Annotated in this window: 20 protein-coding genes; 12 read left to right on the top strand and 8 right to left on the bottom strand. The window is 74.9% G+C overall.

Annotated features, from left to right (window positions below; genetic code table 11):
* Positions 1-45: 45 nt before the first annotated feature.
* Together ABD234_RS08315 and ABD234_RS08310 are read right to left on the bottom strand one after the other, a co-directional pair.
* Entirely contained in the window at positions 46-2193 is a 2148-nt protein-coding gene (locus ABD234_RS08315; protein WP_425546779.1) for an acyl-CoA dehydrogenase family protein, read from the bottom strand.
* The gene (locus ABD234_RS08310) at positions 2190-2966 is read right to left on the bottom strand and encodes a TetR/AcrR family transcriptional regulator (RefSeq protein WP_344355203.1); all 777 of its coding nucleotides are present in this window, start codon (positions 2964-2966) and stop codon (positions 2190-2192) included. Before ABD234_RS08310 ends, ABD234_RS08315 begins: the two co-directional genes overlap by 4 nt.
* Positions 2967-3209: 243 nt before the next feature.
* Here ABD234_RS08310 and ABD234_RS08305 point away from each other — a divergent pair, with 243 nt between their 5' ends.
* Genes ABD234_RS08305 through ABD234_RS08290 form a run of 4 tightly spaced genes read left to right on the top strand, consistent with a single transcriptional unit; the run spans position 3210 to position 8330 of the window.
* The gene (locus ABD234_RS08305; RefSeq protein WP_425546787.1) at positions 3210-4565 is read left to right on the top strand and encodes an acetyl-CoA C-acetyltransferase; all 1356 of its coding nucleotides are present in this window, start codon (positions 3210-3212) and stop codon (positions 4563-4565) included.
* Positions 4566-4591: 26 nt separating this feature from the next.
* Positions 4592-6013 (top strand): SDR family oxidoreductase, encoded by a 1422-nt coding sequence (locus ABD234_RS08300; RefSeq protein ID WP_344355200.1) that lies wholly within the window; start codon positions 4592-4594, stop codon positions 6011-6013.
* Positions 6014-6017: 4 nt separating this feature from the next.
* Positions 6018-7016 (top strand): MaoC/PaaZ C-terminal domain-containing protein, encoded by a 999-nt coding sequence (locus tag ABD234_RS08295; protein WP_232226220.1) that lies wholly within the window; start codon positions 6018-6020, stop codon positions 7014-7016.
* A gap of 12 nt (positions 7017-7028) precedes the next feature.
* Positions 7029-8330 (top strand): glycosyltransferase, encoded by a 1302-nt coding sequence (locus ABD234_RS08290; RefSeq protein ID WP_038371373.1) that lies wholly within the window; start codon positions 7029-7031, stop codon positions 8328-8330.
* A gap of 74 nt (positions 8331-8404) precedes the next feature.
* Here the strand turns inward: ABD234_RS08290 and ABD234_RS08285 are convergent, their stop codons facing one another.
* Positions 8405-9364: a nucleoside hydrolase gene (locus ABD234_RS08285; protein WP_038371374.1), complete on the bottom strand. Its 960-nt coding sequence runs from the start codon at positions 9362-9364 to the stop codon at positions 8405-8407.
* Positions 9365-9469: 105 nt separating this feature from the next.
* On the opposite strand from ABD234_RS08285, the gene ABD234_RS08280 reads away from it, so the two are divergent.
* Entirely contained in the window at positions 9470-10765 is a 1296-nt protein-coding gene (locus ABD234_RS08280; protein ID WP_344355192.1) for an MFS transporter, read from the top strand.
* A complete protein-coding gene (locus ABD234_RS08275; protein ID WP_344355189.1) occupies positions 10762-12027 on the top strand; it encodes a class I SAM-dependent methyltransferase in 1266 nt (421 codons plus the stop codon). Before ABD234_RS08280 ends, ABD234_RS08275 begins: the two co-directional genes overlap by 4 nt.
* 470 nt (positions 12028-12497) lie before the next feature.
* Here ABD234_RS08275 and purQ read toward each other — a convergent pair whose 3' ends face one another.
* Positions 12498-13223 carry a phosphoribosylformylglycinamidine synthase subunit PurQ gene (purQ, locus tag ABD234_RS08270; RefSeq protein WP_038371375.1) on the bottom strand — a complete coding sequence of 242 codons (726 nt, stop codon included), beginning with the start codon at positions 13221-13223 and terminating at the stop codon, positions 12498-12500.
* Positions 13223-13483, bottom strand: a complete 261-nt coding sequence (gene purS / locus ABD234_RS08265; protein WP_038371376.1) for a phosphoribosylformylglycinamidine synthase subunit PurS — start codon at positions 13481-13483, stop codon at positions 13223-13225. The genes purQ and purS overlap by 1 nt, the downstream gene beginning before the upstream one ends.
* 446 nt (positions 13484-13929) lie before the next feature.
* Here purS and ABD234_RS08260 point away from each other — a divergent pair, with 446 nt between their 5' ends.
* Complete coding sequence (locus tag ABD234_RS08260) at positions 13930-14619, top strand: MBL fold metallo-hydrolase (protein ID WP_038371377.1); 690 nt, start codon at positions 13930-13932, stop codon at positions 14617-14619.
* A 25-nt stretch (positions 14620-14644) separates the two neighbouring features.
* Here the strand turns inward: ABD234_RS08260 and ABD234_RS08255 are convergent, their stop codons facing one another.
* Both ABD234_RS08255 and purD read right to left on the bottom strand, forming a co-directional pair.
* A complete protein-coding gene (locus ABD234_RS08255) occupies positions 14645-15568 on the bottom strand; it encodes a phosphoribosylaminoimidazolesuccinocarboxamide synthase (protein ID WP_344355184.1) in 924 nt (307 codons plus the stop codon).
* On the bottom strand, positions 15565-16845 hold the full coding sequence (gene purD, locus ABD234_RS08250; protein WP_344355181.1) for a phosphoribosylamine--glycine ligase: 1281 nt from the start codon (positions 16843-16845) through the stop codon (positions 15565-15567). The genes ABD234_RS08255 and purD overlap by 4 nt, the downstream gene beginning before the upstream one ends.
* Positions 16846-16974: 129 nt before the next feature.
* Here purD and truA point away from each other — a divergent pair, with 129 nt between their 5' ends.
* The 5 genes from truA (at position 16975) to glmM (ending at position 21715) form a co-directional block, all read left to right on the top strand.
* On the top strand, positions 16975-17883 hold the full coding sequence (truA, locus tag ABD234_RS08245; RefSeq protein WP_344355178.1) for a tRNA pseudouridine(38-40) synthase TruA: 909 nt from the start codon (positions 16975-16977) through the stop codon (positions 17881-17883).
* Between the two features lie 443 nt (positions 17884-18326).
* A complete protein-coding gene (rplM, locus tag ABD234_RS08240) occupies positions 18327-18770 on the top strand; it encodes a 50S ribosomal protein L13 (protein ID WP_038371381.1) in 444 nt (147 codons plus the stop codon).
* A 49-nt stretch (positions 18771-18819) separates the two neighbouring features.
* A complete protein-coding gene (gene rpsI / locus ABD234_RS08235) occupies positions 18820-19323 on the top strand; it encodes a 30S ribosomal protein S9 (protein WP_038371382.1) in 504 nt (167 codons plus the stop codon).
* A gap of 373 nt (positions 19324-19696) precedes the next feature.
* Positions 19697-20152, top strand: coding sequence for a cyanase (gene cynS / locus ABD234_RS08230; RefSeq protein ID WP_344355173.1), 456 nt, complete (start codon positions 19697-19699; stop codon positions 20150-20152).
* Positions 20153-20368: 216 nt separating this feature from the next.
* Positions 20369-21715 (top strand): phosphoglucosamine mutase, encoded by a 1347-nt coding sequence (gene glmM / locus ABD234_RS08225; RefSeq protein ID WP_038371384.1) that lies wholly within the window; start codon positions 20369-20371, stop codon positions 21713-21715.
* Positions 21716-22168: 453 nt separating this feature from the next.
* On the opposite strand, the gene ABD234_RS08220 is transcribed toward glmM, so the two are convergent.
* The gene (locus ABD234_RS08220) at positions 22169-23119 is read right to left on the bottom strand and encodes a hypothetical protein (RefSeq protein WP_344355168.1); all 951 of its coding nucleotides are present in this window, start codon (positions 23117-23119) and stop codon (positions 22169-22171) included.
* Between the last annotated feature and the right edge of the window lie 521 nt (positions 23120-23640).

Raw genomic sequence — 23640 nt, 5'->3', positions numbered from 1 at the left:
GCCCCGACCCGTGCCCGTCCCCGGCGTCCGGATCGGGTCGCCGCGTCAGCGCTTGGCGGCGCGGCGGGCCTCCTCGCGGGCCGCCTCCTTCGCGGCGTCCCGCAGCACCTTCTCGCTGAGCGGGGAGTCGGTGCTGGCCCGCTGGGCGCGGAAGTAGGCGGCCGCCTCCTCCTGCCGCCGCGCCTCGCCGCCGAGGGCGATCGGGGCGCGCACGTGCTCCGGGGCCAGGTCGAAGGCGGCGACGAGGTCCAGGGCGTGCGGTCGCAGCCGCCACAGCAGGCGACGCACCTCGGCCGCGACCTGCCGGCCGCGCTGGGCCGAGAGCATCCCGTCCAGCAGGAACCATGCGAGATCGGCCTGGACGAGGGAGAGCCCGAAGAGGTCGCGCAGGTCGGTGAGCACGGCGCGCGTGCCCTCGTCCTCGAAGCGCTCGATCGCGGCGGTGAAGGCGCGCCAGCGCAGCAGGTCCGCGTGGGCGCGGGCGGCGTCCAGCATCTCGATCTGGTGCTTGTTCACGAGCGCGGCGGCATCGGCCGGGCTCTGGCGGCCCGCCGGGCGCAGCGCCAGGGCGACCTCCTCGACCTTCACGCGCGCGCGGTCGGCGAGCAGGGCCTCCTGGAACTCGGCGTCGCGCAGGCTCTGGGAGGAGCGCTCGGCCCGGCCGGCGTCGGTGGCGGTCTGCACCAGGCGGTGCCAGGGGGTGTGGCGCCGGGCGAGGGTGTCGGCGCGCTGCGCGATGAACCGGCCGATCCCCGCCCGGTCGATGCTGCGCAGCTCCTGGCGGTAGTCGGTGAGCAGACGCTTGGCCACCAGCTGCAGCAGGATCGTGTTGTCGCCCTCGAAGGTGGCGTAGACGTCGAGGTCCTGGTGCAGGCCCACGAGGCGGTTCTCCGCCATGAAGCCGGCGCCGCCGCAGGCCTCGCGGCATTCCTGGATGGTGTCCAGGGCCAGGCGCGTGGAGGTGGGCTTGAGCGCGGCGGCGAGCGTCTCGAGGTCCTCCCGGGCCTCGGGGGTGTCCCCGCGGCCGGAGAAGACGTCGTCGAAGGCGTGCAGCAGCTCCTCGTGCGCGAAGGCGCCGGCGTAGGTCGCGGCGAGCTTGGGCAGCAGGCGGGCCAGGTGGGACTGGTAGTCCAGCAGCACCGTCTCCTCGGTGGGGGAGGCGGCGGTGAACTGGCGGCGCTGGGAGGCATAGGTGATCGCGATGTGCAGCGCGAGCTGCGAGGCGCGGATCGCCGAGCCGTCCAGGGACACGCGGCCCTGGACGAGGGTGCCGATCATGGTGAAGAAGCGCCGCCCGGGGGAGTCGATCGGCGAGGAGTAGGTGCCGTCGGGCGCGACGTCGCCGTAGCGGTTGAGCAGGTTCGTGCGCGGCACGCGGACGCGGTCGAAGGCCAGGCGGCCGTTGTCGATCCCGTTCAGGCCGCCCTTGGGGCCGTCGTCCTCGCTGCGCACTCCCGGGAGCAGCTCCCCGTCGGCATCGCGGACGGGCACGAAGAAGCAGTGCACGCCGTGGTCCACGCCGCGGGTGATCAGGCGCGCGAACACCGTGGCGGCGCGCGCGTGGATCGCCGCGTTGCCCAGGTAGTCCTTCCAGGCGGCGCGGAAGGGCGTGTGGATCACCCATTCCTCGGTCGCCTCGTCGAAGGTCGCCGTGGTGGCCAGGGACTGGACGTCCGAGCCGTGCCCGATCTCCGTCATCGCGAAGGCGCCGGGCAGCGCGAGGCTCATCGCGTCCGGGATCCACGCCCGGTGGTGCTCCTCGGTGCCCAGCTGCAGGATCGCCGAGGTGAACAGGCCCCACTGCACCCCGGCCTTGATCTGCAGGGACGGGTCGGCGAGGACCAGCTCCTCGAAGGAGGCCACGTTGCCGCCGTTGTCGTTGGGCCCGCCCAGGGACTCGGGCAGCATGGGCAGGGAGACCCGGGCGTCGGCCAGGGTCTGCAGCTGCTCGAAGACGCGGGCGCGGTGCTCGGCCACGGTCGCGTCCAGCGGCCGATGCAGGGCGCTGCTGCGGGCCCGCTCGCGCGCCGCCCGGCGCAGCTCGGCCCAGTCGCCGAGCAGGGCCTCGGCGACCGCGTCGACGTCCAGGCGCGGCGCGCCGGCCGCGGGGACGGGGATCGGGCCGGTGGGGTCAGCGGTGCCGCGCGGGATGCCGCGGGGGTCGGATGCGGTGGAGGTGGTCGTGGACGTCAATGTCGCATTCCCTTCATGAGCCAGGTGACGAGGTGATCGATGAGCTGGTCGTCGGTGATGGTGCCGCCGGCCGGGCCGGAGGTCCGGTCGGTCATCCAGCGGTCCACGGCTCCGCGCACGAAGCCGACCGCTCCCGCCGCCCACACCTCGGGGGAGGGGGAGCTATCGGGGACCGCCGCCGCGACCAGGCGCGCGGTGGAGGACAGGAAGTGGTTCAGGCCGTCGCTGGGCCGGGTGACGAAGCGGTAGACGTTCGGGGAGCTCTCCGCCGTGGAGACGTAGGCGGAGATCATCACGCGGATCCGGGCCTCCGCGTCGACGGCGCCGCCGGCCTCCTGCTCGAGGCGGGCGATGCCCTCGACCAGCTGGCGGTGCATGTCGGAGAGGATGTGCATGCCGATCGCCCGCTGCAGCTGCGCCTTGTCGGTGAAGTACCGGTAGACGATGGACTTCGACGTCCCCGAGGCGACGGCGATGTCCTCCATGGTGACGTCGGGGCCCTGGGCGTGGATGAGCTTGCGGGCCACGCGCAGCATCTCGGCCCGGCGCGTCTCGCGGTGCGCCGCCCAGCGGGCAGAGCGGCCGTCGACCGCGGGGGCGGCGGGGGAGGCGCCCTCGCCGGGGGCGGCGAGGCCGTCCAGCGGCCCGGGCCCCTCGTCGCGCGGCGCGGCGGGATCCCCGGGCGCGATGCCGGGAGGGGGATCCGCGGGCGCCGCGGAGGACGCCGTCGAGGCGGACGGCGCGGAGGACCCGGAGGGCGGAGAAGGTTTCACGGGACCAAGGGTATCAAGTACCGTCGGTTCCAGGTAGTCTCTGTCACGCCCGATCCGGTGCGGCAGCAGACGTGCCGGTGCCGATCCGCCGTCCGATCCGAAGAGGTGTCCCGTTCCGTGACCAGCCCCGCCAGCTCCTCCGCCGATCCCATCGAGCCCCTCGGCGCCCCCGCCGAGCCCGCCGGGCCGGGCGAGCCCTCCCGTCCCGCATCCCCCGGCCGCCCGGCGGAGCCCGCCGGCGGCATCGGCCCCGACGAGGGCCGCAGCGCCCTGGACCTGCGGCGCACCCCCGAGGTGCGCGATGCCTACGTCCTCGGCGGGAACCGCATCCCCTTCGCCCGCGCGGGCGGCGCCTACGCGGGCGTGTCCAACCAGGACCTGCTGACCGCTGCCCTCGACGGCCTCGTCGCCCGCTTCGGCCTGCAGGGCGAGATGCTGGGCGAGGTCGCCGGCGGCGCCGTCCTCAAGCTCGCCGGGGACCTCAACCTCACCCGCGAGAGCGCGCTGGGCACGCCGCTGGACCCGCGCACCCCGACCCTGGACCTGTCCAAGGCCTGCGCGACGGGGCTGGAGACGGTCATGCACGTGAGCAACCGGATCCGCCTGGGGCAGATCGACTCGGCGATCGCCTGCGGCGTGGACTCCGCCTCGGACTCGCCGATCGAGGTCACCCCGCGCCTGCGCCGCCTCCTGCACCGCCTGAACGCCGCACGCAGCCTCCCGCAGCGCCTCTCCGTGCTCGCGGGCGCGCGCCCCGGGGACCTGGCGCCCGTGCCGCCGCGCAACTCCGAGCCGCGCACGGGCCTGTCCATGGGCGAGCACCAGGCCGTCACCACCGCGCAGTGGGGCATCAGCCGCCAGGCGCAGGACGAGCTGGCCCTCGCCTCGCACCGCGCCCTGGCCGCCGCCTACGACTCCGGCTTCCTCGACGACCTCGTCACCGGGTACCGGGGCATCGGCCGGGACACGAACCTGCGCCCCGACTCGAGCCTGGAGAAGCTGGCCTCGCTCAAGCCCGTGTTCGGCCTGGGCAGCCCGGCCGTCGCCGAGCCGACCATGACCGCCGGCAACTCGACGCCGCTGACCGACGGGGCCTCCGCCGTGCTGCTCGGCAGCCGGGACTGGGCCGCGGCCCGCGGCCTGACGCCCCTGGCGCGGGTGGTCGACGCCCGCAGCGCCGCCGTGGACTTCGCCCACGGCGAGGAGGGCCTGCTGATGGCCCCGGCGTACGCCGTGCCGGAGCTGCTGGACGCCCACGGCCTCGCGCTCGCCGACATCGACCTGTACGAGATCCACGAGGCCTTCGCCGCGACCGTGCTCTCGACCCTCGCCGCCTGGGAGTCCGAGGACTTCTGCCGCGACCGCCTGGGCCGCACGGCGCCGCTGGGATCGATCGACCGCTCGCGGCTGAACGTCACCGGCTCCTCCCTCGCGGCGGGGCACCCCTTCGCCGCCACCGGCGGGCGCATCGTCGCCACCCTCGCCAAGCTGCTGCACCAGCGCGCCCGCGAGACCGGGCGCAGCCAGCGCGGCCTCGTCTCGATCTGCGCGGCCGCCGGCCAGGGGACCGTCGCCCTGCTCGAAGCCGACCCCGCCTGAGCCCCCACCCGAACAGGAGAACGACCGTGGTCGACGCCTATACCCGTCTGGTCCGCACCGCCCCCGGGCGCGCCCTCGCCGCCCGTACCGGCCTGCCCCGCCCGCCGCACCTCCCGCGCCGCGCGGAGCGGCCCCAGCCCGTGCTCGACCCCGTCGTCGTGCTGGGCTCCGGGGAGGGGGCCGAGCAGATCACCGGCACCCTGCTCGGCTGGGGCGCCGATGTCCGCCGCCGCTTCGCCGAGACCGAGCACCCCGGCAGCGTCGTGATCGTGCTGGACGCGATCGAGCGCCCCGAGGACATCGGCCCCCTCGTGCTGCCCCTGGCCGAGGCCATGCGCGGCCTGGCCGCCGGAGCCCGGGTGGTGACCGTCTCCCGCCCCGCCGCGGGCCAGGACCCGGCCCGGGACGCGGCCCGCGGCGGGGTCGAGGGGTTCGTGCGCAGCCTGGGGCACGAGATGCGCCGGGGATCCACCGCCAACGGCCTGCTGGTCGCCGACGGCGTCGCGCTGGACGCCCCGTCGGTGACCGGAGCCCTGCGCTTCCTCCTCTCGGCGCGCAGCGCCTTCGTCGACGGCCAGCTGCTGCGGATCGACGCCGCCGGCGCCGCGCTCCCGGAGAGCTGGGAGGCGCCGCTGGCCGGGCGCACGGCCCTGGTCACCGGCGCCGCCCGCGGCATCGGCGCGGCGATCGCCCGCACCCTCGCCGCCGACGGCGCCCGGGTGGTGCTGCTGGACGTGACCGCGGCGGGCACCGAGCTCGCGCGCCTGGCCAACGAGCTGCGCGGCGTGCCCGTGCAGCTGGACGTCACCGCGGCCGATGCCGGGGACCGCCTGGCCGCCTTCCTGCGCGAGCGCGGCCTCCGCCTGGACATCGTGGTGCTCAACGCGGGCATCACCCGCGACCGCATGTTCGCGAACATGGCGCCGGACCGCTGGGACCCGGTGATCGCGGTGAACATCGCCAGCCAGATCAGCCTCATGCGCGACCTGCTGGCCGCCGATGCCCCGGCCGCCGAGGCCTCCGGGTCGGCCGATGCCCCTGCGGCGGCCGATGCCTCCGCGGCGGGTCGGTCCGCGGCGGCCCCGGTGCTCGGGGACGAGCTGCGCGTGGTGTCCCTGGCCTCCACCAGCGGCATCGCCGGCAACCGCGGGCAGTCCAACTACGCCGCCTCCAAGGCCGGGGTGATGGCCTTCGTCGAGGCGCTCGCCGGGCAGCTCGAGGAGCGCGGCGGCACCGCCAACGCCGTCGCCCCCGGCTTCATCGAGACCGAGATGACCCGGAAGATCCCGCCGCTGCAGCGCGAGGTCGCCCGGCGCATCAGCTCCCTCCAGCAGGGCGGGCTGCCCGTCGACGTGGCCGAGGCCGTCGCCTTCCTCGCCTCCGGCCCGGCCGGCGGCGTGCGCGGGCAGACGCTGCGCGTGTGCGGCCAGCACATGGTGGGACGGTGACGGCGTGGTCGAGCTGAACCGCCGCCGGACCTCCGCCGCGCCGGGCCCGGAGCGGGCCCGCATGCTGCGTGAGGTGCCGTCCTTCCCCGCCATCTACGCCGCGGCGCTGCGGCCCCGCCCCGGCATGCGTCGCAGCACCGAGCTGCCCGGCACGGCCCTCGGCGTCTCCTCCGTGCGGATCGACGCGCAGCGCGCCGCCGCCTTCGACCACCTCATGGGCGGCCCGGCCACCGAGCTGGTCCATCCCGGGGTGCTGCACGTGCTCGCCTTCCCCGTCTCCCTGGCGCTGATGGCGCGCGGGGACTTCCCTTTCCCCCTGCTGGGGCTGGTGCACACCGCCAACCAGATGCTCCAGCACCGCCCCGTGCGGGTGGGGGAGCTGGTCGACGTCGAATGCCGCACCCGCGGCCTGCGCCCCCATCGTCGCGGCAGCACCTTCGAGGCCGTCTCCACCATCAGCTCCGGCGGGGAGATCATCGCGACCGACGTGTCCACCTATCTCGCCAAGGGCCGACGGTCCGGGACGCCCGGCGGCGATGCGGCATCGGCCGCCGCCGGACCGGGAGCGGCGCGCCCCTCCGGGACCTCGCCCGCCGCGGGCCCCGGGGAGGAGCCGGGGGAGCGCGCCCCCTTCACCGCCCCGATCCCCACGGGCCGATGGCGCCTGGGCGCGGACACGGGACGGCGCTACGCCGAGGTCTCCGGGGACGCCAACCCCATCCACATGTCCGCGCTCAGCGCCCGGGCGTTCGGCTTCCCCCGCGCGATCGCCCACGGGATGTACACCGCCTCGCGGGCCTTCACCGAGTCCCGCGCCGACCTGACCCGGCCGCTGCGGTGGGACGTCGAGTTCGGCGCCCCCGTCACCCTGCCCGGGACCGTCCTGGTGCGCTACGAGGAGGACCGGGAGGCCGGCAGCACGCGCGGCATCGGCTGGCGCCCCGCGACGGGCGACCGTCCGGCGCGACGCTGCTTCACCGTGGACGTCACCGCGCTGAGGTGAGAAGGTCGCGGCATGCGCATCCTCCTCACGAGCTTCGGGACCCGCGGCGACGTCCAGCCCTACGCCGCCTTCGCCGCGGCCCTCGCCGATGCCGGCCACCAGGTCACCCTCGCCGTCCCCTCCGCCCTCGCCGACCTCGTCCCCGCTGCGGGGCGAGGCGGCGGCGGGGCCGGCCCGGCGGGCCGCGTCACCGTCCGCCCCGCCGGTGACGAGATGCTGCGCATGATCCGCGACGTCATGCCGCAGATGTCCGGGGCGGCCGACGGGCTCCGGAGCTTCCGCGCGATGAAGAGCGCCATGCGCGAGCACCTCGAGGAGACCTGGCAGGCCGCGCTGCAGCAGCAGGCCGAGGACGGCGGCGTCGATGTCGTCGTCCACCACGCCAAATGCCTCGGCGGCCCCCACATCGCCGAGAAGCTCGGCATCCCCGCGGTGCTCACCCTGCCGCTGCCGTTCTACACCCCCACCTCGGCGTACCCGGTGCCCTTCTTCGGCGGAGCGGACCTGGGGGCTCGCGGCAACCGCGCCAGCTACGCGATGGGCCGCGCCGGGAACGCGCTGTACGCGCCGATGCTCTCGGCGTTCCGCGCCCGGATCGGCCTGCCGGGCCGCGTGGGGCGGCTGGAGGACCCCCTGCGCACCCCCGACGGCTCCGCCGGGCACGTGCTGTATCCCTACAGCCGGCACGTCCTGCCCGTCCCGCCGGACTATCCGAGCACGGCGCACGTGCCCGGCTACTGGTTCCTGCCCGAGCAGGAGGAGGCCCTCGCCCCCGAGGTCGAGGAGTTCCTCGCCGCCGGGGAGGCGCCGGTCTACATCGGGTTCGGGTCCATGGGCTTCGGCAAGGGAGCCCAGGAGCGGCGCGACGCCGTCCTCGGGGCCCTCGCCGCGACGGGGCTGCGCGGCATCGTGGCCACCGGCTGGGGCGGCATGACCCCCGGCGCCTCGGACCGCGAGGACGTGCTCGTCGTCGAGGGCGCCCCGCACGGTGCGCTGTTCCCGCGCTGCGCCGCCGTCGTCCATCACGGCGGCGCCGGCTCCACCGCCGCCGGCCTGCGCGCCGGCCGGCCCACCCTCATCGTGCCGTTCCTCGGCGACCAGCCGTTCTGGGGCGCGCGCCTGCGCGAGCTCGGCGTGTCCCCGCGGCCGCTGCCGCCGCGCCGCCTGGGACAGGACCTGGCCGCCCGCCTCGGCGAGCTGGTCGGCACGCCCGCCTACGCCCGGCGCGCCGACGAGGTCGGGCAGCGCCTGCGCGCCGAGGACGGGCTGGGGGAGGGCGTGCGCATCCTCGAGGAGATCGTCGCCGCCGGCTGAGAGCCCGCAGCGTAAGCCGCGGCGCCCCGCAGCAGGCTGCCTCGGGCGGTGCCTCGGGGCGCCTCGGGCCGCGGTCACCGCAGGCGCGGCAGGCCCTCCCGCAGGGTCTCGAGCAGATGGGCGATCACCGCAGGGGCGTCGGGATCCTCCATCAGGGCCACGTTCGGGGGCCGGCCCCATCGGCCCAGACGGTCGCCGACGGTCTGGCCGCGCGTGAGCGTGCCGGCCAGCTCCACGTCGACGGCGAGAGGCACCGTGCGGGCCAGCTGCGGCTCCAGGGCATGGGCCGCCACCAGCGGGTCGTGCACATGGGCCATCCAGCCGAAGCCGTCGGCCCGATGGAACTCGAAGTACCACCGGAACGCCTCCAGCAGCAGCGGGATCACCGGATGGTCGGCGGTGCCGGCCAGGGCATCGAGGGTGTCCTGGTGGAACTCGACGGACTCCGTCGCATCCAGCGGCGCGAGCACGGGCGGCCGCTCGGCGGCGGAGAAGGCCGCGAGGGTGCGCTGGGCCGCATCGGGATCCACCGCCACGTTCCACTCGGTGGTCGGGGCCGTGTTGCCGCGGTGGTTGATCGCCCCTCCCATGATGTGCAGGCGGCGCAGCAGCCGCGGCAGCTCCGGCTCGATCTCGAGGGCCAGGGCCAGATTGGTGTGCGGGCCCAGCACGAGCCCGACCAGCTCCCCGGGATGCTCGCGGGCGGCGTCCACCCACAGCCGGGCACCGCTGCGCGGATCCTCCCGGCGGCTCGGATCCGCCGTCACCGCGTGCCCGAGGCCCTGCGGGCCGTGGGTGTCATCGGCCGTCATCAGCTCCGCCACCAGGGGAGCGGCGCTGCCGCGCGCGACCGGGGCCGGGATGCGCAGCATCTCGGCCAGGATCAGGTTGTTGCGGGTCACGGCGTCCACGTCGACGTTGCCCGCGGTCGAGACGATCCCCGCGAGCTCGACGTCCTCGCGGCAGGCGAGGTAGGTCAGGGCCAGGGCGTCGTCGATGCCGGTGTCGCAGTCCACGAGGAGGGGGATCGTCATGCTCCGATGGTACGGATCGCCCGAGGGTCTGCGCGCCCTGCCGACGCGGCGCTCCGGCGCCGCGGAGGCCTCGCCGCAGCACCCGAGCGCCGGTAGAGTCATCGGATGTCTCATCGGACACCCCGTGCAGAGCCTCCCTCCGCCGGCCCGCCTCCCGGGAGCGCATCGCGCTCCGACGCCGGCCGGGACGCGCCGGCGCACCTCGCGGTCGGCGAGCCCGCCCGGCTCCCGTACCACGCCCTGATCTGGCTGGCCGTGGCCACCTTCAGCACCGGCATCGACGGGTACGTGCTGGCGGGCCTGCTCCCGGACATCGCCCGGGACCTCTCCGTGAGCGAGGCCGTCGCCGGGCAGCTGGTGACCGCCTTCGCGCTCACCGCCGCGCTCGCCGGCCCGCTGCTCGGCGCCCTCACGAGCGGCCGCGAGCAGCGCGCCACCATCATGGCGGCCCTCGCGGCCTTCATCGCCGGCAACGTCGTCAGCGCCCTCGCCCCGACCTACGCGGTCGCCCTCGGCGGCCGGATCATCGCGGCCCTCGGCGCCTGCATCCTCGGAGCGGCCGTCACCGGCTACGTCGTCCACCTCGTCCCCGAGCGCTCCCGGGGCCGCGCCCTGTCCTTCGTCCTCGGCGGCTGGATGACCGCCACCGCGCTCGGCGTGCCCGTCGGCCTGCTGCTGGGCCAGAGCAGCTGGCGCGTCCCCCTGCTCATGGTCGCGGCCGTCGGCACCCTCGCCCTCATCGGGATCGCCGCGCGGCTGCCGGCCCTGCGCTACCCGCCGACCCGCCTGCGCGAACGCCTGCAGCCGCTCCTGCGACCACGCCTGGTCGCCGGACTGCTGGTCTCCACCGGCGTGCTCTGCGCCAGCTACACCTGCTTCACCTATGCGGTGCTGATCCTCGGACCGGTCCACCCGCAGGCCGGGGCGATCATCCTCATCATGCTCGGCTACGGGCTGGCCAGCATGCTCGGCAACGCCGTCAGCGGCCGCCTGGTGGACCGCTTCGACCCGGTGCGGGTGCTCACCGCGATCCTCCTCGTCCTGCTGGCCGATGCCGTCCTCGCCGGCACCGCCTTCTCGGTGCTCGGCGCGGGGGCGATGGCCGCGGCGACCCTGGCATGGTTCCTCCTCGCCGGGATCGGCAACGGCGCCCACGCGGTCCCGCAGCAGGCGCGCCTGGCCGCGATGGCCCCGGCCTCAGCGAGCGTCGTGATGGCGCTGAACGCGAGCGCGATCTCCCTGGGCGTCGCCCTCGGCGGCGGAGCCGGGGGCCTGGGCCTCGCCCTGGGCATGGAGGCCGTCCACCTGCCGTGGATCGCCGCGACCCTGCTCACGGCCACGCTCGCCCTGCACCTGGTGGTGGCCCGATGGTCCCGCCGACCTCATAGACTCCCGGGATGAGCACCCCCGAGCCCGCCGAGACCACCCTGCACCAGAGCGATCGCGTGATCCTCGAGCACGCCCTCGCGGAGCCGGAGGGCGGCGCCGGCCGCGACCTGATCGTCCTCGAGGACGCCTCGGGCGAGCTCACCGCCCGGGCCCTCGACGCCGCCGCGGCCCGGCCCGGCGCCCGCGTCCTCGGCTGGAGCGCCTCCCGCCGCCTCACCGCAGCGCTGCGCGAGCGCTTCTCCGCCCAGATCGCCGCGGGGTCGCTGATCCTCCCTGCGGTCGATGGCGAGCCGACCCCGCTCGTCGACCACCTCGCGGCTGCGACGTCTGGCGCATCTGTCCCCGCTGCGGGCGCTCCGGCCGCGGCGGCGGACGCGGCTGCGGACGCGACGACCTCACCGGATGGCGGCGCGGCGACCTCCGCTGGCGGCGACCTCCTCGCCTTGATGCGCCTGCCCAAGGCCCTGCGCGAGCTCGATGCCCGGGCCCGCGAGCTCGCCGTCCACGCCCTCGCCACCGGCGCCGAGCTCGAGCTGGTCGCCGGCGGGCGCGTCAAGCACATGTCCCGCTCGCAGAACGAGACCCTCGCCAGGACCTTCGCGGAGGTCGCGGCCTCCCGCGGGATCGGCAAGTCCCGGGCGCTGGCGGCCTGCGGGCCCCGCCCGGGCACGCGCCTGCTCGAGCCCGCGCGCGGCGCCGCCCGGCTGCGCGTGCGCGGCCAGCAGCGGGAGATCCCGCTGCGCGGCGTCGGCGGCGTGTTCGGATCGGCCTCGGCCGATGCCGGAAGCGTGCTGCTGCTGGAGACCCTCGACGCCGGCATCGCCTCGCTCGAGGGCGTCGAGCGGGCGATCGACCTCGGCGGCGGCAACGGGCTGATGACCGCCTATCTCGCCGCGGCCCTCCCCGACGCGCAGGTGCTCTCCAGCGATGACGACGCCGATGCGGTCGCCTCGGCCCGGCTCACCCTCGCCGCGGCCGGCCTCGCCCGGGACGGCGTGAGCGTGCGCTGGGACGACGCCCTCTCCCAGGAGGAGCCGGCCAGCGCGGACCTCCTCGTGCTCAACCCGCCCTTCCACGACGGCACCGCGGTGGACGCCACGCTCGTCCAGGAGCTCCTCGACGCCGCCGCCCGCGTGCTGCGCCGCGGCGGCCAGCTCTGGATGGTCCACAACTCCCACCTGCGCTACCGCCCCGAGCTCGAGCGACGCGTGGGCCGGGTCCAGCAGGCATCCCGGGACCGCCGATTCACGGTCCTCGTCGCCACCCGCGCCTGACCGGGGCTATTTCGTCGGGCGGGGTCGGTCCAGCTGTTCCCGTCGGGCAAGCCAGATCCGGGTGACCTGTCGACCGGGACCGGCTCGTAGGCCGTTTCCGTCGGCCGTCCCGGAGCGGGGCACGGCAGCCGTGTCGGGAGATCTCTCATCCCGCGTCGCCACGGGAAGGTGGAGGACTCGCTGCGCCACGAGCACGGGGGACTGCGCACGGGTGGAGCAACGAGCGGAGTAAAGACGTCGCATCGAGAACGAGCGGAGTGAACCCGTCGCTTCCCGGACAGGAAGCGACGGGTTCACTCCGCTCGATGGCGTTGCGACGACATCACTCCGCTCGATTCCGACACGAGCGCGGGTCGGCGTCAGGACCCTGAGATTCCGGCGGTGGCGTTCCGGACCGGAGGACTCGGTCGTGGGACCGGGTCGCGGGACCGGGTCGTAGCCGGCGTCGGGGACCTCAGTCGTCGAGGGCCTCAGGCGGTGAGCGCGGTGAGGACCGAGGTGAAGAATCCCAGGCCGTCGGTGCCGGTGCGGGTGCCGCGGCCCGGCTCGTCGGGGCCGAAGCCGGACTCCACGGCATGCTCGGGATGCGGCATGAGGCCGACCACGTTGCCGTACTCGTTGGTGATGCCGGCGATGCCGTTCCAGGAGCCGTTGGGGTTCTCCTCGAAGCCGACCGGACCGTGGGTCGCGCCCTCGGTGTAGCGGAAGACCACGCGGCCCTCGCCCTCGAGCTCGTCCAGGGTCTTCGCATCGGCCACGAACTGGCCGTCCTGGTTCTTCAGGGGGATGCGGATGACCTGGTCCTTCTCGTACGCCGTGGTCCAGGCGGTGCGGTTGTTCTCGACCCGCAGCGGCTGGTCGCGGCAGATGAAGGAGCGGTGCGCGTTCTTGATCATCGAGCCCGGCAGCAGATGCGTCTCGCACAGGATCTGGAAGCCGTTGCAGATGCCCAGCACCGGGATGCCGCCCTTGGCGGCGTCGACGACCTTCTCCATCACCGGCGCGAAGCGGCTGATCGCTCCCGCGCGCAGGTAGTCGCCGTAGGAGAACCCGCCGGGCAGGACCACGGCGTCGACCTCCTGGAGGTCGTCATCCCCGTGCCACAGCGGCACGGCCTCGGCGCCGGCGATCCGCACGGCGCGCAGCGCATCCCGGTCGTCGAGCGTCCCGGGGAAGGTGACCACGCCGATGCGCATCAGTGCGCCGCCTCGCCCTCGACCTCGACCTGGACGACGTCCTCGATCACGGGGTTGGACAGGAGGGTGGCGGCGGCCTCGCGGATGGTGGCGAGGACCTCGTCGGTCACGGCGCCCTCGACCTCGAGCTCGAAACGCTTGCCCTGGCGCACCGAGGCGATGCCCTCGAAGCCGAGGCGGGGCAGGGCGCCGGCGACGGCCTTGCCCTGGGGGTCGAGGATCTCTGGCTTCGGCATCACGTGCACGACGACGCGCGGCATGGATTCTCCCTGGGGGACGGGCTGAGGGCACAGGGGTGCCTCGGCCGATTTCGTAGGTGCGGCTCCGTCATTCTAGGCGGTGGCCGGCACTGCTCGCGGCGACGTCCGGACGGCGGCGCGCCCGTCGGCGTCCGGTGCTCCCGTCGGCGTCCGGTGCTCCCGTCGGCGTCCGGCGGTCCCGGCGGACGCGGCAGGGAGCATCGGCCGGGATCGACGGGCCGTGCGCTCCCCACGAAGGTCACGACTGGGCTACGGTGCAAGGCAGAGCGCGGGGGACGTGCGCCCGCATCGGTCCGGGGCGGCGACCCCGGAGCGCGGAACAGCCGGACCGCGGCACGCCCGGACCGCAGGGGACGGGGTCGCGGAGGACCACAGCTGCGGGGCACGGGACCGCGCAGGACGAGGACCGCGGAGGACCAGACCGCGGAGGAATCGAGGAGCACGCCATGAAGATCCGACATCTCGGCCATTCGTGCCTGCTGGTGCAGGCGGCAGGGAGCACCCTCCTCATCGATCCGGGCGGCTTCAGCGACCCGTCGGCCGGCGAGGCCACCGGGGTGGACGCCGTCGCCATCACGCACCAGCACCCCGATCACGTGGACCCGGGGCTGCTGGCCCGGGTGCTCGCGGCGAACCCGGGCATCCCCGTGATCGCCGAGCCGCAGACCGCGCAGAACCTCGAAGGGGCCGAGGAGCTGGCCGCCGCCCGGCAGGCGGGCACCGAGGTCATCTCGCTGGCCGCCGGTCAGGAGCTCGCCATCGGCCAGACCACGCTGTCGGCCATCGGCGGCGACCACGCCGTGATCCACCCGGACATCCCGCGCGTCGGCAACATCGGCCTGGTGCTCACCGGGCCCGGCGAGCCGCGCCTGGGCGTGACCGGGGACAGCCTCGAGCCGCTGCCGGAGCTGCGGGGCATCGACGTGCTCGCCTTCGCGCTGGTCGCGCCGTGGTCGAAGATGCGCGAGACCATCGACTTCCTCCGCGAGGTCGCCCCGCGCCTGGCGCTGCCGGTGCACGACGCCGTGGCCAGCGCCGCGGGCCGGGCGATCTACATCCGCCAGGCGACGGCGCTCGCCCCCGAGGGCACCGAGGTGCGCGACTGGGACGAGACGCGACAGGTCGAGGTCGGCTGAGCGGCCGGCCCCGGCCCGTCGGCGGTCAGGCGAAGCGGCGACCGGTGAGCCGCTCGAAGGCCTCGATGTAGCGGTCGCGGGTGGCGGCGACGATCTCCTCGGGCAGCACCGGCGGGGCGCCGGCGCCGCCGCGGTCCCAGCCGGAGGCGGCCGAGGTCAGCCAGTCGCGCACGAACTGCTTGTCCAGGCTCTGCTGGACGACGCCCTCGCGGTAGCGGTCGGCGAACCAGAACCGCGAGGAGTCCGGGGTGAGGACCTCGTCGCCGAGGGTCAGGGCGCCGCTGCTGCGGTCGTGCCCGAACTCGAGCTTGGTGTCCGCGATGATCAGGCCCTGCTTGGCGGCCACGTCCTGGGCGCGCCGGTAGATCGCCAGCGTGAGCTCCTCGAGCTCCGCCACGAGCTCGTCGCCCAGGCGGGAGCGGGCCTCGGCCACGGTGATGTTCTCGTCGTGATCGCCCTGCTCGGCCTTGGTCGCCGGGGTGAAGATCGGCTCCGGCAGGCGCGAGGACTCGGTCAGACCCGGGGACAGGACGTGGCCGCCCACCGCGCCGCCGGCGCGGTAGTCCTTCAGGCCCGATCCCGTGAGATAGCCGCGGGCCACGCACTCCAGCGGCACCATGTCCAGGCCGGTGCAGCGCATGGCGCGGCCGGCGACCTGCTCGGGCACGTCGGTGTCCGAGATGACGTGGTGGGGCACCAGGTCCCCGAGCTGCTCGAACCAGAACATGCTGATGGCGGTGAGCACCCGGCCCTTGTCGGGGATGCCGGGCTGCAGGGAGAAGTCGTAGGCGCTGATGCGGTCGGTGGCGACCACCAGCACCTCCTGCGCCTCCTGGACCGGGGTTCCCGCGGGAACGTACAGCTCGCGGACCTTGCCGGAGACGGCGAGGTCCCAGCCGGGCAGCTGCGGGGCATCCACGAGCGCGGTGCGGGCGGTGTCGGTGGTCATGCGTGGAGGGTCCCCTCGGCCGCCGCGAGGGCGATATCGGTGCGATGGTGGGCGCCGGCGAGGTCGACCGCATCGGCCGCCCGTCCGGCGAGGTCACGGGCGGAGGCGAGATCCGCGCCGGTGGCGACGACGGACAGCACACGGCCGCCGGCGCTGACCAGCGTGCCCGCCGCGTCCCGGGCGGTGCCGGCGTGGATCGCGCTGGCGCCGAGCTCGGCGACGGCGTCCAGGCCGCCGATGGGATCGCCGGTGCGCGGGGCGGCCGGGTAGCCCATGGCCGCGATGACCACGGTCACCGCGGACTCCTCGGACCACTGCGGCGCCTCCTGCGCGGAGAGGTCGCCGCGGGCGGCGGCCAGCAGCAGCGGGGCCAGCGGGGTGGACAGGCGCTCCAGGACGACCTGGGTCTCCGGATCGCCGAAGCGGGCGTTGAACTCGACCACGCGCAGACCCCGCGCGGTGAGGGCGAGGCCGCAGTAGAGGATGCCGACGAAGGGCGTGCCCCGGCGGGCCATCTCGTCGACGGTGGGCTGGGCGACGGTGCGCACCACGTCCTCGACCAGGCGCGGCGGCGCCCACGGCAGCGGCGAGTACGCGCCCATCCCGCCGGTGTTGGGGCCCGCGTCGCCGTCCAGGGCGCGCTTGAAGTCCTGGGCCGGGGCCAGCGGGACCACGCGCTGCCCGTCGCAGACCACGAACAGGGAGACCTCGGGGCCGTCGAGGTACTCCTCGAGGACCACGCTGCCGCCGGCGGCGATGACGGACTCGCCGTGGGCGAGCGCCTCGGCGCGATCCTCGGTGACCACGACGCCCTTTCCCGCGGCGAGGCCGTCGGCCTTGACGACGAAGGGGACGTCGCCCAGCGGGTTGACGCGCTCGAGGCCCGCGGCGAGCTCGGCGGCGTCCTGGACGCTCACGCTGCGCGCGGTCGGCACGCCGGCGGCGACCATGACCTCCTTGGCGAAGGTTTTGGATCCCTCCAGGCGGGCGGCCTCGGCGCTGGGGCCGAAGACGGTGTGGCCGTGCTCGCGCAGGAGGTCGGCCAGGCCCGCGACGAGCGGGGCCTCCGGGCCGACGACGACGAGGTCGGGCCGCAGCTCGTCGGCGAGGGCGGCCAGGCCCTCGAGGTCGCCGAGGGCGACGTCGTGGCAGGCGGCGAGCTCGGCGATGCCGGGATTGCCGGGGGCGGCGTGCAGGTCAGGAGCAGGGGTGTCGCGGGCGAGCCGGCGCACGATGGCGTGCTCGCGGCCGCCCGAACCGATGACGAGGATCTTCACCGGGCCCACTGTACCGATTCGTGCGCGTATCGGACCGTCCCGTCCGCATGGTCCACATGGCGGACGAAACCCCTGGTCAGCGGGGGGAGGCCGGTCGGCCTCCATGCCGGCCCGGTACAGTCCCGGGCCATGCCCCATCCCGAGGTCCGCCCCGAGCCCCGCCCCGGCGCGGCCGCCGCGCCGCGGCGTCTGCGCCTGGATCTCTCCTACGACGGCACCGACTTCCACGGCTGGGCGACGCAGCCCGGCCAGCGCACCGTGCAGGGCGTCCTCGAGGAGGCCCTCGCGCGGGTGGCGCGGGTGCCCGTGAGCGTCACCGTCGCCGGCCGCACCGACGCCGGGGTCCACGCCCGCGGCCAGGTGGTCCACCTGGACCTGCCGCCCGAGTCGCTCGCGGCGCTGCCCGGCCGGTCCGACCGCAGCCCCGCCCAGGCGCTCGTCACCCGCCTCGGCGGCGTGCTGCCGGCGGATCTCGTCGTCCACGAGGCGCGCCCGGTCCCAGCGGCGTTCGATGCCCGGTTCGGGGCGCTGTGGCGCCGCTACCGCTACCGCATCTCCGACTCGCCGCGCGGGCACGATCCGCTGCGCCGCGACGTGCTGCGGCATCGGCGGGAGCTGGATGTGGACGCGATGGCCGCCGCCAGCGCCGCCCTCCACGGCGAGCACGACTTCCTCTCCTTCTGCCGCCCGCGCGAGGGGGCGAGCACCGTGCGGACCCTGCGGGAGCTCAGCTGGATCCGCCCGGCGTCGGGGCGGGCCGATGCCGGCCTCGTGGTCGCCACGGTCGAGGCCGATGCCTTCTGTCATCACATGGTCCGCTCGCTGGTCGGGGCGATGCTCCAGGTGGGGGAGGGGCGGCGGGAGATCTCCTGGCCCGCCCGGGTGCTGGCGGCGGCGACCCGCGACTCCGGCGGGCGCGACGGGGTGGGCGCCGCGCCGATGTCCCCGCCGCAGGGGCTCACCCTCGAGCACGTCGCGTACCCGCCGGACGCCGAGCTCGCCGCGCAGTCCGAGCGTTCGCGGGTCTTCCGCGGCTGAGCCGCGCAGGCCCGGTCGGGCTGCGGGCGAGGGGAGCGCGCCGATGCGGGCACGGTCGACGGGAGCGCGCCGATGCGGGCATGGTCGACGGGAGCGCGGCCGACGGGGCGCGGCCGGCGCGGTCCCGGCCGATGCGGACACGGCGGATGTGAGCGAAGACCCACCCCGCAGGCCCCCTCCTCGATTGACCGTCCCGAACGGCTGCCCCTAAGCTGGGGTGTCGTCGTGCCTCGATGCGCACCTCTCATCCGCAGCCGGGACCTCACACCCGGCGCGACACGAGGTCCTCACTCGCATCCTCGGCCGTCCCTCCAGGTACGCAGGGCCGGTGGCGGGCGCGACGTCTCGGTCATGCTTTATGCCAAAGGAAGCGTGTCCACGGTCCATCGAAACGTGCCGCCGGGCGACCGCCCGGGGCACCACGACGAGAGAAGAAGGCACGAGTGCGTACGTTCACCCCGAAGCCCGGCGATGTCGAGCGTTCCTGGTACGTCATCGACGCAACGGATGTCGTCCTCGGCCGGCTCGCTTCCCAGGCTGCTCAGCTGCTGCGGGGAAAGCACAAGCCGGTCTTCGCACCCCACGTGGATGCAGGCGACTACGTCATCATCATCAACGCTGACAAGGTTGCCCTGACCGGCAACAAGCGCGAGACCAAGCTGGCCTACCGCCACTCCGGCTACCCGGGCGGCCTGCGCGGCATCCCCTACTCGGAGCTGCTCGAGACCAAGCCCGAGCGCGCGGTCGAGAAGGCCATCCGTGGCATGCTCCCCAAGAACTCCCTGGCTGCCCAGCAGATCAAGAAGCTGAAGGTGTACCGCGGCGCGGAGCACCCTCACACGGCGCAGCAGCCCGTCCCGTTCACCATCGATCAGGTGGCGCAGTAAGCGGGGCCCCCCGCCCGCGCCCTGCCACACGGAACATTCAAGGAGACCCGTGACTGAGACCACCGCCCCTGAGGCCCTCGAGGAGATCACCGACGAGTCGGCTCCCTCCAGCTTCACCACCGAGTCCACCGAGGAGGCCGCTGTCGGCCGCGGCCAGTCCGTGACCGCCCCCGGCTACGGGACCGGCCGTCGCAAGGAGGCCGTCGCCCGCGTCCGCCTCGTGCCCGGCTCCGGCCAGTGGACCATCAACGGCCGCGCCCTCGAGAACTACTTCCCGAACAAGGTGCACCAGCAGGAGGTCAACGAGCCGTTCCGCGTGCTCGACCTCCAGGGCCGCTTCGACGTCATCGCCCGCATCCACGGCGGCGGCCCCTCGGGGCAGGCCGGTGCGCTGCGCCTCGGCGTCGCGCGCGCGCTGAACCAGATCGACGAGGACAACAACCGTCCGACCCTCAAGAAGGCCGGCTTCCTCACCCGCGATCCCCGCGTCATCGAGCGCAAGAAGGCCGGCCTCAAGAAGGCCCGCAAGGCCCCGCAGTACTCGAAGCGCTGATCGACACCCTCGATCCCGCGCACGCCCCGGACCCCGGCACCCTCGTGGTGCCGGGGTCCGGCGCGTTCGGGGACCGTTCCCGTGCGCGGCGGGGGCCCGCAGGCGGCGGAGCGCGCAGGCGGCGGAGCGCGGAGGCGGCGGAGCGCCCGGACGGCGGCGCTCCGGCACGGCGCGGCCCGCCGGCGCTCCGGCACGGCGCGGCCCGTCGGCGCCCCGGTACGGCGCGGCCGCCGGCGCGAGACCCGATCGTGACCGGACGGCCCGACCCCCGGACGCCACAGTCGGCCCTCGTGCGCCCTGCTGGGATGGGCCGGGACGCACGCCCGTCCCGCATCGGCCCCCGCCGATGCGTCCCGAGAGCCGGAGGAGCGACATGATCGGCAAGCGCGAGGCAGGGGAGCAGATCGACGAGATCCGCCGGAAGGCCGGGATCAGCTGGGAGGACCTCGCCGGGCGCATCGGCCGCCCGCCGGTGTGGACCGCATCGGCCGTGCTCGGATCGCACCCGGTGCCCGCGGCCGAGGCGGAGATGCTCCGCGAGGCCCTCTGCCTGGACCCGGAGCTGGTGGACGCCCTCACCCGCCAGCCCACCCGCACCGCCGATCCCGCCGCGGCGGGCGACCCGACGATCTACCGGTTCCAGGAGCTGATCCAGGTGTACGGTCCCGCGCTGAAGGCCCTCATCCACGAGGAGTTCGGCGACGGGATCATGAGCGCCATCAACTGCAGCATCGACCTGCGGCGCGCCGAGCACCCCGGCGGGGACCGCGTCGTCCTGACCATCGACGGGAAGTTCCTGCCCTACGACTGGGTCAGCGCGCAGGGCTGAGACGGCTGCCGCGTGTGCGGTGCGCCGCCTGCCCCGTGCCGTGCACGGGCGCTCCGGCCCCGGGACGCTACGCTCATGTCGATACGCCGCTGCGCGGGAGGCCCCCGGTCTCCCGCCGCGGCACGCACGAGCACAGGGACGCGCTGCGCCGGGGACCCTCCGGCGGAGGGCAGGCAGGACGCAGCGCGCCCCAGGATCCACTGGAGGCAACGACCCATGGCACGACTCTTCGGCACCGACGGTGTGCGCGGCAGGGCCAACGACGACATCACCGCGGAGCTGGCCGTCGAGCTGTCCGTGGCCGCGGCCCACGTCCTGGGCTCCTTCGGCGCCTTCGACGGCCCGCGCGCCCGCGCGATCGTCGCCCGCGACACCCGCCCCTCGGGCGACTTCCTCTCCGCCGCCGTGAGCGCAGGCCTCGCCTCCGCCGGGATCGACGTCGAGGACGCGGGCGTGCTGCCCACCCCGGGCCTGGCCTACCTGGTCCAGTCCACCGGCGCGGATCTCGGCGTGATGATCTCCGCCTCCCACAACCCCGCCCCCGACAACGGCATCAAGTTCTTCGCCCGCGGCGGCAGCAAGCTCCCCGACGAGGTCGAGGACGCCATCGAGGCGCGCATGCACGAGCAGTGGGACCGCCCCCAGGGGGACCGGGTCGGCACCATCACGCAGTACCCCCACGCCGTGGACCAGTACGTCGGCCACCTCACCGGCACCCTCGAGCGGCCGCTGGACGGCCTGACCGTCGTCGCCGACTGTGCCAACGGCGCCGCCTACCTCACCGGCCCCGCCGCCCTGCGCGCCGCCGGCGCCACCGTGCACGTGATCGGCGACCGCACCGACGGGCGCCAGATCAACGAGGGCTGCGGCTCCACCCACCTCGAGGGCCTCGCCGAGGCCGTCGTGCGCCTGGGCGCGGACTGCGGCGTCGCCTTCGACGGCGACGCCGACCGTTGCCTGGCCGTGGACCACGAGGGCAACGTCGTGGACGGAGACCAGATCATGGGCATCCTCGCCCTCGCCCTCGACGCCCGCGGCGAGCTGCCCGACCGCACCCTCGTCGCGACCGTCATGTCGAACCTGGGCCTGAAGATCGCGATGCGCAACGCCGGGATCGCCCTCATCCAGACCGCCGTGGGCGACCGGTACGTCCTCGAGGAGATGAACCGCGGCGACCACCCGCTGGGCGGCGAGCAGTCCGGGCACGTGGTCATGAGCCGTCACGCCACCACCGGCGACGGCGAGCTGACGGCCCTCCACCTCCTCCAGCGCATGATCGACACCGGCAGCACCCTGCAGGAGCTCGCGAGCGTCGTCGAGCGCCTCCCGCAGGTCATGATCAACGTCAAAGGCGTCGACAAGGCCCGTGCCGGCGTGGACCACGGAGTCCGGGACGCCGTCGAGGCCGCGGAGGCCGAGCTCGGCGAGTCCGGCCGCGTGCTCCTGCGCCCCTCCGGCACCGAGCCCGTGGTGCGCGTGATGGTCGAGGCCGGCACCGCCGAGCAGGCCCAGCGCATCGCCGACCGGCTCGCCGCCGTCGTCGAGGAGCGCCTCGCCCTCTGACACGGCCGATGGCCGATCGCCCGCCGACGGGCGGGCATCGGGGGCTCTCTGCCCTCGCGATGCCGCGCCGATGCTCCACGGGCCGGCGTCGCGGGGTTCTCTGCACCCGGGTTGGCGCGCCGATCCTCCACGGGCCGGCGCCGCAGGGGCCCTCTGCCCCCGCGGTGGCGCGCCGATGCTCCATGGGCCGACGTCGCGGGGGTCCACTGCACCCGCGGCGCCGGCCCGTCGCTTGCCCCGTGCATCGAGCGGACTGAAGTCGTCGCATCCTGACGAGGTAGCGACGGTTTCATTCCGGTCGTTCGCGTAGCGACGGAATCACTCCGATCGTTCGTGGCCCTGGGGCGTCACTCCTTCCCATCCGTTCCGAGATGCACCCAAGAGGCTGAGCGCGGCCCAGGGGGAAACCTCGACCGCGCCGGCGCAGCCGCGGCGGGCGCCCTGGGGCCGAGGTCACGGGCGTCCGTGCCAGCCCCCGTCGACCAGGGCGTCGACGATCCGATGCACGGCCTCGTCGGCGCCCCGGGACATGTGCGGGGCGACGATGCGGACCTCGCGCCACTCGATCCGTCGGATGGTCTCCGCACGGTCGATGTCCCGGGCGATCTGCTCCGGGGTGCGATGGTGCTCGCCCTCGTACTCCGCGGCGACGCGGAACCGCGGCCACTGGAGGTCCGGCTCGTGCAGCAGGCGGCCGCCGGGGCCGACGATCGGCACGTTCAGCAGCGGCTCCGGGACGCCCGCCTCGCCGAGGGCCAGGCGCAGCTCGGTCTCCCGCGGTGAGTCGGCGCCGATGCGGACGAGGCCGAGCGCAGCGCGGGCGGAACGGACGCCGGGCCGGCCGGCGCCGTCCTCGACGACGGCGGCGAGGAGGTCCGGGGTGCTGAAGGGCTCGATCCGCCCTTCGAGCTCGGGTCGGGGGACGCGCACCAGATGATCGCCGATGCTCACCAGGTCCGGCAGGTCCAGATCGGCCGCCAGGTCCAGCCACGTGCGCTCGCACGAGGTGATCGGGACGCCCTGGAATCGCCGCCGATGCGCCTCCGGGATCTCGGCGCGACGGGTCACGATGTCGGCACGGTGCGTCGGGGAGCACCAGGGCGGGATGGTCACCTCGATCGGATCGCCCACGGACCAGCCCTGCAGGTCCTGGGGCAGAGGGAAGCCCCGCGCCCGCGCCGCGCTGCGGCCGGAGAGGACGGCGCCCGGCAGATCGTCCAGCAGCGCGGCGGCGAGGTCGAGCTCCGTCGTAGTCGCGCCGCGGAGGCGATAGACCCCGTAGCCGATGCGCTCCGCATCGGCCCGCCGGAGGCGCTCGGGCCCCGCTCCGAGCCGGGCAGCCTGCGCGACGGTGAAGGCGCCCGGACGGAGACCAGGAGGGAGGGGCTTCGGACGCCGCGGCATGGGACGACCGTGCCATCCCCGTGCCGGACCGGCCTGAAGTCATCCACACCGGGCAGGTCACAGCGATATCCACACCAGCAGCCGACCCGCTCGACCGGGGGACTCGGGGCGCGTTCGGGGGGAACGATCGACAGGGGAGGCCTCGCAACCGGGAACGATCGACGAGTCGTCTGATCGGCGACTCCGATCGGAGCGAAGCGGTCGTGGCGACACCGATCGGAGGAAGTCGGTCGCGACGAGAACGATCGGAGGAGGTCCGTCGTGGCGACAACGATCGGAGTGAATCCGTCGCTACGGGAACGGTCGGAGTGAATCCGTCGCTACCTCGTCGGGATGCGACGGAGTCAATCCGCTCGATGGCGAGGTACGGGGGCAGCCGCCCAGGAGGAGGATCTGGAGCGGCTCGAGCCGGCGGGGAGAGGATGCGGGGCCGGGCTCGGGGCGTCGGGAAGGGGGAGGGGACGGGGCCGGGCTCGGGGCGTCGGGAAGGAGAAAGGGGGAGGGGACTGGGGCGGGCTCGG

The sequence above is a fragment of the Brachybacterium phenoliresistens genome (assembly GCF_039530785.1).
GTDB lineage: Bacteria > Actinomycetota > Actinomycetes > Actinomycetales > Dermabacteraceae > Brachybacterium > Brachybacterium phenoliresistens.
The sequence above is the reverse complement of the archived record's forward strand: the minus strand, read 5'-3'. Positions and strand labels throughout refer to the sequence as shown.

Bases quoted from the DNA above. Each gene is read 5' to 3' on its own strand.
- ABD234_RS08285 (WP_038371374.1), bottom strand. From the start codon at position 9,364: ATGACGATCCCCCTCCTCGTGGACTGCGACACCGGCATCGACGACGCC.
- ABD234_RS08280 (WP_344355192.1), top strand. From the start codon at position 9,470: ATGTCTCATCGGACACCCCGTGCAGAGCCTCCCTCCGCCGGCCCGCCT.
- glmM (WP_038371384.1), top strand. From the start codon at position 20,369: ATGGCACGACTCTTCGGCACCGACGGTGTGCGCGGCAGGGCCAACGAC.
- ABD234_RS08220 (WP_344355168.1), bottom strand. From the start codon at position 23,119: ATGCCGCGGCGTCCGAAGCCCCTCCCTCCTGGTCTCCGTCCGGGCGCC.
- cynS (WP_344355173.1), top strand. From the start codon at position 19,697: ATGATCGGCAAGCGCGAGGCAGGGGAGCAGATCGACGAGATCCGCCGG.
- ABD234_RS08255 (WP_344355184.1), bottom strand. From the start codon at position 15,568: ATGACCACCGACACCGCCCGCACCGCGCTCGTGGATGCCCCGCAGCTG.
- purQ (WP_038371375.1), bottom strand. From the start codon at position 13,223: ATGCGCATCGGCGTGGTCACCTTCCCCGGGACGCTCGACGACCGGGAT.
- ABD234_RS08260 (WP_038371377.1), top strand. From the start codon at position 13,930: ATGAAGATCCGACATCTCGGCCATTCGTGCCTGCTGGTGCAGGCGGCA.
- ABD234_RS08290 (WP_038371373.1), top strand. From the start codon at position 7,029: ATGCGCATCCTCCTCACGAGCTTCGGGACCCGCGGCGACGTCCAGCCC.
- truA (WP_344355178.1), top strand. From the start codon at position 16,975: ATGCCCCATCCCGAGGTCCGCCCCGAGCCCCGCCCCGGCGCGGCCGCC.
- purS (WP_038371376.1), bottom strand. From the start codon at position 13,483: ATGCCGCGCGTCGTCGTGCACGTGATGCCGAAGCCAGAGATCCTCGAC.
- ABD234_RS08275 (WP_344355189.1), top strand. From the start codon at position 10,762: ATGAGCACCCCCGAGCCCGCCGAGACCACCCTGCACCAGAGCGATCGC.